This window comes from Pseudoalteromonas sp. SIMBA_162, from assembly GCF_046535955.1.
Classification (GTDB): Bacteria; Pseudomonadota; Gammaproteobacteria; order Enterobacterales; family Alteromonadaceae; genus Pseudoalteromonas; species Pseudoalteromonas marina.
Genome location: NZ_JAWJBQ010000001.1, coordinates 121,114 through 133,953, shown reverse-complemented (window position 1 = coordinate 133,953; position 12,840 = coordinate 121,114). Strand labels below are relative to the sequence as shown.

Genomic DNA, 12,840 nt, shown 5'->3' with positions numbered 1-12,840 from the left:
CAATAGCGCCACTTAATTTCATATTTAAAAGGAAATGTTGTGCCTGATATAGTTGTTATGTTTTTTATTTTAGGATTAGTAGCGGGAATATTACGCTCTGATTTAACCATTCCTAAAGCAACCTACGAAACACTAAGCTTATTACTCATGCTAACTATTGGTTTAAAAGGCGGCATGGTACTTCACGGCAATTTAAGCTGGCAACTGCTACCAGAAATGGGCACAGTGATGCTCTTAGGTGCACTTATTCCGCTAATGCTATACCCCATTTTAAAATACGTTATTAAATTATCGGTGGCTAACAGCGCAAGTATTGCAGCGCATTATGGTTCGGTGAGTGCAGGTACGTTCGCAGTTGCGTTAGCGTATGCCGAATCTGCAAATTTAGCCGTTGGCGCTGAGGTAACGCTCTATTTAGTTATGCTAGAGCTTCCCGCTATTATTGTTGGCTTATTACTTTATCGCAAGCTCGATAAAGACCCAGGCCAAACAAATGCACTCTCATTAAAAGCGCTTTGGCACGAAACCCTCACAAACAAAAGTGTTATTTTATTAGTGGGTGGTGTAATTATTGGCATGATGTACGGCACATCGCAAGGCAGCCAGGTTACCAGCTTATTAACAAGCAGTTTTAAAGTAGTCCTCGCTTTATTTTTACTAGAAATGGGATTAGTAGCTGCACAAACACTGCGCCCTTTCCCTTGGCAACATTGGAAATTAGCCACTTTTGCTATTATTACCCCGCTATGTTTGGGCACAGTAGGTGTGGGCGTAGGTACTTTATTAGGATTAGAACTTGGTTCAGTGGTTATACTAGGTAGCTTAGTAGCCAGTGCCTCTTACATTGCAGCACCTGCAGCAATCAAAGCCGCTATTCCTAAAGCCGATATAGGCCTTGCCATGCTTAGCTCGCTGGGTGTTACTTTTCCGTTCAATGTAATCGTAGGTATTGGCCTTTATCATCAGCTTGCTGTAGCTATTCAATAACTAAAAATTTGTATTATTTATTAGGGTCTGTTGACCTTTCAAGGTTAAATTTGCAGCAGTCTGTTTGGTATTTAGGCAAGGCAGAGCCTATGTAGTGTGGTTATTCCCCATAAATTGGCGATAACGTAGCATTAATGCCAAACAGGCGTTGCCCTAGAGGTTCTTCCTAGGGGCTATTTACTCTTTGTAACTCAGTTTTTACTTAGCCCACTAGGTTACAAACCTCGCGCCTCGATTAAATAGCGCCTAGTTTGAATAAATTTCAATCCGCAAAGATCAACAGACCCTAGTCACTGACCATTACCGGCTAATCAGTTTTGTATGTGGGTTGATATAAAACATTCTTTTCCAACCTTGGCTTTCACTTGTTGCAAGCCAAGGTAGTGGAAATAAAGACACAATTGAATAATGAACATGAGGTGGCTTACCCGCTGCATTTCCTGTGTTACCCAGTAAGCCAATATTTTCATTTAACTTCACAATGTCACCTTCACTTACACTGTAACTATTTAAATGCGCTACATAGTGCACCCGCCATTTAGGCCCGAGTATAGCAACTACCTTACCGCCTCTTTTAAGCTCACCGCTAAACACAACAACCCCATTAACCGGTGCAACAACATGCGTATTTTTTTTACCAAATATATCAATGCCTTTATGAACACCGGACTTCCCCCATGGCTCATACCAAAAAGTAGCATGATTCCAATCTTTAGGTGTTGCCCCTAATACGGGATTAATGATTTTTTCAGGTAAAACGAACAGGGCTAGCACTATGGTTAATATAATAGCGACCAAGCTGAGTAGTAATATTTTTATGGGCTTCAAAATAGGATTCTGCTTTGAGTTAAACAATTAAATGTATTATTGACCCGCAATGATGAATAGATAATGAGCACTTTAAAAAACAGTAAACACAAAAAAGCCGATGCAAGATCACTCTCACATCGGCTTTTTCACTATGGTAATACTTACTATAAAGAAAGCTCTTCTTTAGCACGTGTTAAATTGTGCGACACCATTGTACTGTTAGACATTGATTTAGCTTCGTATAAATCAGCAAGACCAGCCGTTTCGTTGTTCGCTTTTAAACGCGCTACACCGCGGTTGCTTAACGCGAATGAGGTAAGCTGGCGTACTTTAAATCGTGGTGCGTCTGCATCTTTTAAAAGTGCAATTGCTTTAGTACAAATAGCTTCAGCCTGTGCGTAGTTTTTAGATTTAACGTTAAGTGCGCAGCTATTAAATGACTCTTCAAGTGCCAATGGCGCAGTTTGCGCTTCAATAACCATTAATTTGTAGTCACTTGAATCAGCCATTACAGCTGCAGAGCAAGTTAATAATGAGCCAAGAGCGATGGTTTTTAAAAGTGTACGTTTCATGGTTTGCCTTTCCTAATTAAGTGAGTCGTGCTTGTTGCCGACAACTGAACTTTAGAGTAAAAGCTCAAACCTCACAAACGATAAAAACAAACTCAATAAGTGAATAAAATTAACCTATAGACTTTAGTCTAACATCATTATAAATATACCAACTTTTTAGGTACTTACATTTAATAAACTATGGGTAATGCAATTACTCTTAGCAATAAGCACGTAATCGTACAAACTACAATAATGCTGATACAAAAAAGCCCCAGCAGGTTAAACCTAGCTGGGGCTTTTTTTTAAAATGTGCTTGCTAAAAGCTTATAAAGAAAGCTCTTCTTTAGCGCGATTTAAGTTGTGCGATACCATAGTGCTGTTAGACATTTCGTTAGCTTCGTACAAATCGGCTAAAGCTGCTGTTTCGTTATTCGATTTCAAACGCGCAACACCACGGTTACTTAGTGCGTATGAAGTAAGCTGGCGTACTTTAAAACGTGGTGCGTCAGCATCCTTTAAAAGCGCAATTGCTTTAGTACAAACTTCTTCAGCTTGTGCATAGTTTTTTGACTTAACATTAAGTGCACAGCTGTTAAAAGATTGCTCAAGTGGCTGTGGCGCTGTTGCAGTTTCGATAACCATTAATTTGTAATCACTTTGATCAGCCATTGCAGCAGCTGAACAAGTAAGTAGAGAGCTAAGAGCGATAGTTTTGATAAAAGTTTTCATGGTCATAATCCTGTTTGGTTAAGTCGTGCTTGTTGCCGACAACTGAACTTTAGAGAATTCCCATCAAACCGACAAACGATAAAAACAAACCTAATAAGTGAAGAAATCTAACCTATAGACTTTAGTCTAATGCATTGCATAAAGCTGATGCTCGCTTTACGCAACACAATTCAAATATCTATGGTTTAACACCAAAGTTAATTACAATATGAACTATTTTTCGACCTTCCGTACTTCCATTCATCTCAATATAGCTGTGCCCTACTTTAAGTACTGACTTATCTGTGTGCATACTACTGAAATCTCGGATGTTATTGAAATTTTGCTGATATTTATCCCAAAAACTATTAGTATTCTTAACCTTTGCATAGGTGATTAAAAAGTCAAATGAATTACCTTGTGTATTATAGTTATTAATAAGCTTGTCATAGTGAGTGTTAATTGTCTTTTTTACTACACTGTTCAAGCACATAGCTTCTATAAGTGTAGCTTGTTGGCCAAATTGATTCATCATGACTAAATCGCGTTCACCTACCCCCATAGCACTACCACTAAAACCACCCCTTGACTGATCTTTTACAGAGTAACCACTAGAAATAAGAGATTCTCTTAGCCTGTCATTTATATCATCTTCTTCTTCATTGATTATTTTAGAGCGAAAGTCAGTAAGTCTTAGAAGAATGTTTACAATGACATCTGTTAAGCCCTTAATATTATATGAAAGCTCAGGTGCCTTATATAATCCGAGAAGTGGAGCTACCTCAATATCAATATCATCGACTTTCCCAGTTTCAGGATACTGAACTTCAACCTCAATTGTCTTTTTGCCCTTTTTTTGAGCACGTTCAACTTTTTCATAATTGACATAACCGATGGGAGAAATGTAATTTTCATCATAAATCGTAATTTCTTCTTTATAAGGAAGTGCCTCACTCTCATTTGCTTGTATTTGTGAATGTTCTATCTTTTGTAAATTTGATCGCAGCCATTGCAATAATGCTCTAGCATCTTCATCTCTTGTTGATAAATAAACATCGATACATTGATTAGGCTCATCCGAAATAATTACACCTTGACAGCCACCGTGGGCCAAAAATAGCCCATGCCTCCAATACTTAGTTGTGTTTTCGTCAACATATGGATGCATGCGAACTATAAGTTGAGGTAGTACGTTTGATTTTAATAAACCAACCCTATGATAATTAAACCTTATATTTAATCCTTGCTGATAACGACTTTTGTCAAATTCAGGCATTACAGAAGGGAGCCTCATAGGTATTAACAAATCAAAATTTGAGACACGAAATCCTAACTCGAACTTAATTAATAAATCAATAAGCCATTGCTGTTGAGGGTGTGAATAACCATCTTTTAAAATTTCACTTATAGCTTCCTCGGTATATAGCCCCGGGTTTTTGGCGGGGCTTCGGACTATTTTATAAACTGCGTTTGTCACCCATTCAGGCTTCAATATCTGCGTAAGTTTTAACCTAAAATCATCTGGGTAAGCAATAACAGTTCCTATACTGTTTAAAATTTTAAGTAATGCAGTTTGCAAAGGAGAGCCCAATACACCGGCTTTTTCACACTCATCCTCATAAATATTTTTTTCAATAACATTTTGTGTCTCTTTAAAAGTTTCCATTGCACTTTTTACAATGTGCCAACTCTCAGGTATCTGCCTTTCAATACCTGGAAGTTTTGGAAGCTGCCTTGAAATAGATTTATTTAACTTATCTATTGAATCGCCTATTTTATGCTTAACGTCATCGGATAAAGAGTTCAAATTACAAGCACTTGTATAAATTACATCTACCACTTGATAAGTATTTTGATACCTCTGAAGATCAAATTGATAGTTTAAATTTTGGTCGCAATGATTCACGACTACAATTATCGGGGAATTTTCACTATAGCTTTTTATTGTATTAAACCAGTGTAAATCTCTGGCTTGGTTATCTTCTTTTTGGGCATCTATTACATAAAGGTATAGACTTCGTTCGGTCAAAAAAAACTGATGGGTTTGATGAGTAAGTTCTTGACCTGCAAAATCCCAGATATGAGCTTTGTATTCGTTAAAGTCTAAACTCGATATATCGATTCCCTGTGTAGACGTTTGGTTCTCATTATGTGGATTACCAAGCATCCTATTGATAATAGATGTTTTTCCAACCCTCTCATCACCAACAACTAAAACCTTTGCCTGTTTCAATTGGGAGGATTTACTACTTTGGATAGCTAATAAAGTTTGTATTTTTTCACTAGGTTCAAGTTTATGAAAAGAAAGATCTGGTATAGACACTAAGTTATCTTCAATATCAAACATAAACAGACGTTCTAATTTTAGTAAACTATCAGGTACCTTTTTAATCCTATTACTTGAAAAATTTAAAAACTCTAACTCATCAGAATATCCAATCGCCTCAGGTATAGCATTTATACTATTATTATTAGCCGCTAAAATAACTAACCTTTTTAGTTCAAAAATTTCAGTTGGTAATGCTGATAAGCGATTAAAGCTTATATCCAGTAAGGTGAGTTTTTTCAGACATGCGATACCGGAAGGGATTAATTCAATACTATTGTTACATAAACTTAACCCCCTTAGGTTAAAAAAGTTGAAAATCACTTCAGGAAAAAGAGTAAACTTATTATCATCTAAGGTTACTCTTTTTAAATTTATTAGATTTAGTGTAGTTTTTGGTAATTCGAATATTTCATTATTAGAAACATCTAAAGATTCTAATAACGTTAAATTACAAATATTTTCTGGTATTTCTTTGAGTTGGAGATTAATGAGCTTTAAATTGGTTAGTCCTGTTATTGCAAAAACTTCGTCTGGAACATGCTCAAGTTTAAAACCCTCTAAATGTAAAACCTCTAAAAATTTACATTTTGATATTAAATCCCAGTCTAAGTTAGGTTTTTCAGTAGTTTTTAATATCAAGCCTGTAAGTTCACCTTTATTATTAACCGAAAAAGCACCGCCCTTATCGTCAATTGGAAAATTTGTGAACTCATGATTATAGGCTTTTTCAGAATCGCTTAACTGAAATAAATTTTGTACCAAAGGTAAAAACTCTTTTTTACTTTTTGGTAAACTTTTTCTAGTACTTGATTTAGCGGTCATATCTTTGCTGTCCCTAGTTCTTGTATTTTGAATATATCAGAACCAGTAAAAAGAAACTATTGGGTCACGTCTTGCCTAGGACTTATCCATATACTGATTTATCACCCAAACCTATAAACTCCCTCGTCCATATGCCATAATCTAAATAATTCATTATTTTAGTAACTTGGCGCATATTTAGGCGCTTTTAAGTTAACTACTCAGGGTTTACTATGGCATATCAAGAGCAAAATCAAGCAACAATCTATTGGCACGATTATGAAACTTGGGGGGCGAGCCCTCAAAAGGATAAGCCGAGCCAGTTTGCGGGTATTCGTACCGATCTTGATTTAAACATTATTGGCGAGCCGCTTATTGAATATTGTAAGCCGCAAGCGGATTACTTGCCCCACCCTGAAGCATGTTTAATTACGGGTATAACGCCACAAGTGGCGATGAAAAAAGGCTTGGTTGAGGCTGAGTTTATAGCAAAAATTCATGCCGAATTTAGTTCGCCAAACACCTGTGTGGCAGGTTATAACAGTATTCGGTTTGATGACGAAGTAAGCCGTTATAGCTTTTATCGTAACTTTTACGACCCGTACGAGCGTGAATATAAAAACAATAATAGCCGCTGGGATATTATTGATTTGGTCCGTGCGTGTTATGCGCTTCGCCCTGAAGGTATTGAATGGCCGTTAAAAGAAGACGGTAGCCCAAGTTTCAAGTTAGAACATTTAACAGTAGCTAATGGTATTGAACACGCCGCTGCGCACGATGCGCTAAGCGATGTAACTGCCACTATTGCACTGGCTAAGCTAATAAAAGAAAAACAGCCTAAGCTCTATAACTTCTTTTTTGGGCTGCGGAATAAAAAAGCGCTTGGCGAGTTGGTTGATGTATTTAACATGACGCCGCTGGTACATACTTCATCGCGTATTCCTGCAACGCAAGGGTGTACAACGTGGGTGGCGCCTATGAGCTTTCATCCGGTAAATAAAAACGCGGTTATTTGCTTTGATTTAACCCAAAGTCCGCAAGTGTTACTTGATTTAAATGTAGAAGAATTACGTAAACGTTTATACACCAAACGCGTAGATTTAGCCGAGGGCGATTTACCTGTTGGCTTAAAACTGGTGCATTTAAACAAGTGCCCTATTTTAGCGCCTGCAAAAACATTATTGCCTGAAAACGCAGCCCGTTTAGGCATTGACCGCGAGCAGTGCCTCGCTAATTTAGCTATTTTAAAAGCAAATACCGACCTTCGCGATAAAGTCACTGAAGTGTTTAACGAGCAAGGCGATTACAGCGCGACCACTAACGTTGATTACTTACTTTACGATGGTTTTACCAGCCATGCCGATAAAGCTAAATTTGCGATTATTCGCGATGCTAAGCCAGACGAGCTAGCGGGTTTAAATTTAGATTTTGAAGATAAAAAGTTCAATACATTACTGTTTAGATACCGCGCGCGAAACTGGCCAGAAACACTCAACCAGCAAGAACTTGATCAATGGCGCCAGTATTGTCAAAACAAGTTAATGCACGGGGAGGATCAACCCTCAATTAGCGCACAAGATTTTATGATCACCCTTGAAAACTTGGCCCATGAACACGACGACAGCGAAAAAAACCTGACCATTTTAAAAGCGCTTTATAACTACGCGCAAAGCATGTAATTTTCCTTTAAGCGTATTGGTCAGCGCATATAAAAACGCGACGCTTTAATTACTCAATCGTCGCGTTTTTGTTTAAATTATTATGGGCTTCGCCCATCACGCAAGCAAGCTTAGCGTCTACACGTTAAACGCGAAACCTATTTAATTTAAAACACATACATAGTTATTTTTTATGCAGCGCCTCTATTCGTGCAAGTAGGCTTGAAGTATCGTATCGGCCGCCACCAAGTGCTTGTACATCAGCGTAGTATTGGTCGACCGTTGCAGTCATTGGCAACGTCGCACCATTGTTTTTAGCTTCATCAAGTGCGATACCTAAATCTTTACGCATCCAATCTACCGCAAAGCCAAACTCGTACTCACCTGCCCACATTGTTTTGTAACGGTTTTCCATTTGCCACGACCCTGCAGCACCTTTAGAAATGGTTTCAATTACTTTTTCGCCATCAAGCCCTGCTTGCTTAGCAAAATGTAAGCCCTCGGCTAAACCCTGTACAACACCGGCAATACAAATTTGATTAACCATTTTACAAAGCTGGCCCGAGCCTACGCCACCTAACAATTGGCTAAAACGGCTAAACGCCGCCATTACAGGCTGTACTTTTGCAAATACAGCTTCATTGCCACCAGCCATTACCGTTAAAACGCCATTTTCTGCTCCGGCTTGTCCGCCGGACACTGGCGCATCGATAAAGTCAATATTTTGCAGCGCCGCTTTTGCAGCTACTTCACGGGCAACTTCTGCAGAGGTTGTTGTGTGATCAACTAATATGGTATGCGGTAACATACCCGCCAAAACACCGTCGTCGCCATAAACTACAGAACGTAAATCGTCGTCGTTACCCACACACATAAACACAATATCAGCGCCTTGAGCAGCTTTGCGTGGGGTATCTGCAACGCTTCCTTTGTACTGTTCAGCCCAACTTTGCGCCTTTGATTGCGTACGATTAAATACACATACGCTATGCCCTTTATTGGCTAAATGCCCCGCCATTGGGTAACCCATTACGCCTAAACCTATAAATGCGACTTTCATTGACATAAAAATGACCTATTTAACTGCTAACTTAGAAACTAGGTCCCGATTATGTCAACCGGCCAACAAAAAAGCGAATGAAAGTCTTTGTAAAATTTCCACCAATTGGAAATTAAGTAGGTAACCAATGGATAGTATTTATCAGTTTAATGCACCACTTTATAACAGTGAGAATTTTTCTTTAAGCGAGTTAAAAGGCAAAACCGTACTCATTGTCAATACAGCCAGTAAATGTAGTTTTTCAATGCAATTAAATGCTCTCGAAAAGCTATACCAAGAGTACAAGGATCGTGGCTTTACGGTACTTGCATTCCCATGTAACCAATTTGGACAAAACGAGCCACTTGATAATTTAGCTATCAGAGATTTTTACCAAATGCAGTTTGGTGTTTCGTTTAAAGTATTTGGTAAAGTTATGGTAAATGGCCCAGACGCTCACCCTTTATTTAGCTATTTAAAATGCCATACCCGCGGTATTTCACAAAACCGTGCAGTGAAATGGAATTTCACAAAGTTTTTAATTAACTCACAGGGGCAATTAGTCGCACGCTATGCACCGCGTACTAAACCTGAAACACTTAAACAGGTTATCGAAACACACCTACAGAAAGCCGTTGAACCAAGTGACATAAAAGCAACACCCATTATGTCTGCTTTAAATAGGCGCACAGCGCTGTAAATAAAAAGTAATCGCTACTTGAGCACATGGCAGTAACGTAGTTTAATTTAAACAGGTTAACTATTTTAAACGCACCAAATTGTTGGAGCCACACCATGAACATTGCTTTTTTTAGCGCACAAAAGTACGAAAAACCTTTTTTTGAACAGAGTATTGCAACTCATAATAACTTAGCAATAACCTATTTTGAGCAGTCGCTTAACGAGCAAACTGCGGTGTTAGCAAGCAATTACAATTCAGTGTGTGTATTTGTAAACGATACAGTTAATGCTCAAGTTATAAAGCTATTAGCAGCCCAAGGTGTAAATACTATATTACTGCGCTGTGCCGGTTTTAATAATGTTGATTTAGATGCGGCAAAAGCACATAACATTCATGTTTTGCGTGTACCAGCATACAGTCCCGAAGCCGTAGCTGAGCATTGTATTGCGCTTATGCTTACACTGAGCCGAAAAACACATAAAGCTTACAACCGCGTGCGCGAAGACAACTTTGATCTAAATGGGTTACTTGGCTTTAACTTGCACAACAAAACAGTGGGCATTATTGGGTGCGGAAAAATTGGCTTAGCACTGTGTAATATACTCAATGGATTTGGCGCAAACGTTTTAGTGTGCGACCCAAATGCAATACCGGGTAACTACTCCATTACCGACCTAAACACGTTACTTACCCAAAGCGATATTATTTCGCTGCATTGCCCACTAAACGATCAAACCCATCATTTAATCGATGAACATGCTTTCGCTAAAATGAAGCCCGGCGTTATGCTTATCAACACCTCACGTGGTGCATTACTCGACAGCAAAGCCTGCATACAAGCACTTAAAACACAAAAACTAGGTTACTTAGGACTAGATGTATACGAGCAAGAATCCGAACTGTTTTTTAAAAACCACAGCGACGAAATAAACCAAGACGATATATTTTCTCGTTTAGTTGGTTTTAAAAATGTCCTGATCACCGGGCATCAAGGCTTTTTTACTCAAGAAGCGCTCAACGAAATAGCAAACACCACCATTACAAATGCTCTTGAGGTTGAACAGAGTAAACCGCTTACTAACTCCGTTTTTAAAAATTAACATTTATAGCCATTTACACTTGCCAAAATATGCATTGCAGTGGTATCAATTAGTTATATTTAATGGCTTTTTTAGCAGGTGTTTAAATGGAAAAAACAGCGTTATTCATAGATGCAGAAAATATAAGCCATAAATATATAGAGCAAATAATGGCTAAGTTTGAACATATTGAGGTTAAAAAAGCATATGGCAACTTTGGGGCTGTGCAGCTGAAACCTTGGGTGAATATATGCTCGCGCTTTGCTATAGAAATGGTGTACCAAGAAAAACTTGTAAAATCTAAAAGTAATGCTGCCGATATTGCGTTAACTGTCGGGGTTATGGAGTCATTGTATGTCTCGCCGATTGACACTTTTGCAATAGCGTCATCTGATTCTGACTTTGCTGCGCTAGTGCACTTTTTAAGACGAAATGGTAAAAAAGTAATAGGGTTTGGTAATAATACAGCGAGCGCTAAACACTATTTTGATGATTTTTATATTTTAGGTAAACAAAGCACCATACCTAAAGTAAAAAATAAAAGTATTGCCTCTGTTGATACCTACCATTTAGCACTGGTGAAAGAAGCCGTTGAGAACACACAACATGCAAAAACTGGACTCTCTGAAACAGTGGATGTTGGTACCTATCTTCATCGAATATTCAACATTACAAAAAAGCAGCTAGGCGTAAGTAAGCTATATCAATATTTTAAATATCACGATCAGCATTTTAAAATGCAAAAAGCCCCCGACGGAGGCTTTTTAGTCTCGTTGCATTAAGTCATTAACCAAACGCGACGTTTGCAAACACCAAGGTCATTAATATTGGGCATACAAAACGAATATACTGGGCAAACCAAAAATGTGCGCCGGTGCTAGCTTGGTGTAACTTATTACCTCGTTTGAACACCCAGCCAACCGTTATAAAATAAAATAACCCCATTAACGGGAGTTGGTACTGAGTAAACACCATAATAACTAAACCAAATAACCAATCGAAGTTTACTATAATTGCACTCGCACATATTAAAACCACTAGGCTTACCAACCACGTGGCTTTAGTGCGGTTTACATTGTGGTTTTCAACTAAAAACGCAACCGGAATTTCAGTAGACGAAATAGTCGAGGTCACAGACGCTATCGACATCAAAACAAAAAACAATAAACCAACCAGTAACCCTATTTCTCCCATGGTATTAAAAAGCTCAGGTAAAATAGCAAATATAAGCTGTCCTTCACCTATTAATTTACCGCCACTAAATACCTCAACGCCATTATGCTGTGCAACATAAATAGCCGGAATAATAAGTAAACCAGCTAAAAATGCAACGCTCGTATCAAGTAATGCAACACTTGCCGTTAGTTTTGGCAAATTGGCATCAGGCTGTAAATACGAGCCGTAAATCATCATACACCCCACTCCTAACGACAACGAAAAGAACGCTTGTCCCATAGCGGCAATAATTAAATTTGGATCGAGTATTTGGCTAAAGTTAGGCATTAAATACGCTGCAAAACCTTCGCTTGCGCCATCCAAAGTGGCTATATAAGCAATTAGCGCAACAAGTAACACCAATAGCATAGGCATAAGTCGGCGCGACCACGTTTCGATACCCGATTTAACACCCTTTAAAATAATACAGGCCGTTAAAATAAGCATTAATGGTGTAAATACAAAATTACGGGCTTGCGAGTCACTGTGTAAAAACTCGCTCACACTGTGTAAACCAACAAACGTTGTAACAGGCTCAATTGCGTACGACAGCATCCAGCCTGCCACAATTGAATAAAAGCTCAACATGACTACAGCGCCCGCAAGGCCAATATAGCCCGCAGCTGCGCCTATTTTACGGTTGCTATCTTGCCATGCGTCACCCAGCGCTTTTACCGGGTTTGCTTGTGCGTTATGGCCTAAATAAAGCTCGGTATATAGCGCCGGTAAAGCCAATAAAAAGATAACCAGAAAATAGACGAGTAAAAATGCTCCACCGCCATGATTAGCAGCTTGTGTAGGAAATCCCCAAATATTACCCAAACCCACTGCCGCGCCAGCAGCGGCTAAAACAAAACCAAGTCGGCTTTGAAACCCATCACGCATTTGTGCCATACATCTACAAATCTGTTATTATTTTGATTGTTGTGAATTAAACCATATTTAATGCCAGCTGAGTAATAAAATTGTATTCAGCCT

At 38.6% G+C, this 12,840-nt stretch carries 11 protein-coding genes; 5 read left to right on the top strand and 6 right to left on the bottom strand.

The window, feature by feature from the left end:
* The first annotated feature begins 39 nt into the window (after positions 1–39).
* Positions 40–987, top strand: a complete 948-nt coding sequence (locus R0J88_RS00555; RefSeq protein ID WP_410898738.1) for a sodium-dependent bicarbonate transport family permease — start codon at positions 40–42, stop codon at positions 985–987.
* Between the two features lie 300 nt (positions 988–1,287).
* On the opposite strand, the gene R0J88_RS00550 is transcribed toward R0J88_RS00555, so the two are convergent.
* The 4 genes from R0J88_RS00550 to R0J88_RS00535 form a co-directional block, all read right to left on the bottom strand.
* Entirely contained in the window at positions 1,288–1,815 is a 528-nt protein-coding gene (locus R0J88_RS00550) for a M23 family metallopeptidase (RefSeq protein ID WP_410898737.1), read from the bottom strand.
* Positions 1,816–1,961: 146 nt separating this feature from the next.
* Positions 1,962–2,369 (bottom strand): hypothetical protein, encoded by a 408-nt coding sequence (locus tag R0J88_RS00545; protein WP_410898736.1) that lies wholly within the window; start codon positions 2,367–2,369, stop codon positions 1,962–1,964.
* Positions 2,370–2,675: 306 nt separating this feature from the next.
* Positions 2,676–3,080: a hypothetical protein gene (locus tag R0J88_RS00540; protein ID WP_410898735.1), complete on the bottom strand. Its 405-nt coding sequence runs from the start codon at positions 3,078–3,080 to the stop codon at positions 2,676–2,678.
* A gap of 178 nt (positions 3,081–3,258) precedes the next feature.
* Entirely contained in the window at positions 3,259–6,210 is a 2,952-nt protein-coding gene (locus R0J88_RS00535) for a COR domain-containing protein (protein ID WP_410898734.1), read from the bottom strand.
* A gap of 212 nt (positions 6,211–6,422) precedes the next feature.
* Between R0J88_RS00535 and sbcB the strand changes: the two genes are divergently transcribed.
* Entirely contained in the window at positions 6,423–7,868 is a 1,446-nt protein-coding gene (gene sbcB, locus R0J88_RS00530; RefSeq protein WP_410898733.1) for an exodeoxyribonuclease I, read from the top strand.
* Positions 7,869–8,031: 163 nt separating this feature from the next.
* Here the strand turns inward: sbcB and R0J88_RS00525 are convergent, their stop codons facing one another.
* The gene (locus tag R0J88_RS00525) at positions 8,032–8,913 is read right to left on the bottom strand and encodes an NAD(P)-dependent oxidoreductase (protein WP_410898732.1); all 882 of its coding nucleotides are present in this window, start codon (positions 8,911–8,913) and stop codon (positions 8,032–8,034) included.
* Between the two features lie 121 nt (positions 8,914–9,034).
* Between R0J88_RS00525 and R0J88_RS00520 the strand changes: the two genes are divergently transcribed.
* The 3 genes from R0J88_RS00520 (at position 9,035) to R0J88_RS00510 (ending at position 11,429) form a co-directional block, all read left to right on the top strand.
* Positions 9,035–9,586: a glutathione peroxidase gene (locus tag R0J88_RS00520; protein WP_010556305.1), complete on the top strand. Its 552-nt coding sequence runs from the start codon at positions 9,035–9,037 to the stop codon at positions 9,584–9,586.
* Between the two features lie 95 nt (positions 9,587–9,681).
* Complete coding sequence (locus R0J88_RS00515) at positions 9,682–10,668, top strand: 2-hydroxyacid dehydrogenase (protein ID WP_410898731.1); 987 nt, start codon at positions 9,682–9,684, stop codon at positions 10,666–10,668.
* 86 nt (positions 10,669–10,754) lie between these two features.
* Positions 10,755–11,429 (top strand): NYN domain-containing protein, encoded by a 675-nt coding sequence (locus tag R0J88_RS00510; RefSeq protein ID WP_138739808.1) that lies wholly within the window; start codon positions 10,755–10,757, stop codon positions 11,427–11,429.
* Between the two features lie 4 nt (positions 11,430–11,433).
* Here R0J88_RS00510 and R0J88_RS00505 read toward each other — a convergent pair whose 3' ends face one another.
* On the bottom strand, positions 11,434–12,756 hold the full coding sequence (locus tag R0J88_RS00505) for a sodium-dependent transporter (protein WP_410898730.1): 1,323 nt from the start codon (positions 12,754–12,756) through the stop codon (positions 11,434–11,436).
* Between the last annotated feature and the right edge of the window lie 84 nt (positions 12,757–12,840).

Coding starts and splice junctions, on each gene's coding strand:
- R0J88_RS00545 (WP_410898736.1), bottom strand. CDS start 2,369: ATGAAACGTACACTTTTAAAAACCATCGCTCTTGGCTCATTATTAACT.
- R0J88_RS00540 (WP_410898735.1), bottom strand. CDS start 3,080: ATGAAAACTTTTATCAAAACTATCGCTCTTAGCTCTCTACTTACTTGT.
- R0J88_RS00535 (WP_410898734.1), bottom strand. CDS start 6,210: ATGACCGCTAAATCAAGTACTAGAAAAAGTTTACCAAAAAGTAAAAAA.
- sbcB (WP_410898733.1), top strand. CDS start 6,423: ATGGCATATCAAGAGCAAAATCAAGCAACAATCTATTGGCACGATTAT.
- R0J88_RS00525 (WP_410898732.1), bottom strand. CDS start 8,913: ATGTCAATGAAAGTCGCATTTATAGGTTTAGGCGTAATGGGTTACCCA.
- R0J88_RS00520 (WP_010556305.1), top strand. CDS start 9,035: ATGGATAGTATTTATCAGTTTAATGCACCACTTTATAACAGTGAGAAT.
- R0J88_RS00515 (WP_410898731.1), top strand. CDS start 9,682: ATGAACATTGCTTTTTTTAGCGCACAAAAGTACGAAAAACCTTTTTTT.
- R0J88_RS00510 (WP_138739808.1), top strand. CDS start 10,755: ATGGAAAAAACAGCGTTATTCATAGATGCAGAAAATATAAGCCATAAA.
- R0J88_RS00505 (WP_410898730.1), bottom strand. CDS start 12,756: ATGGCACAAATGCGTGATGGGTTTCAAAGCCGACTTGGTTTTGTTTTA.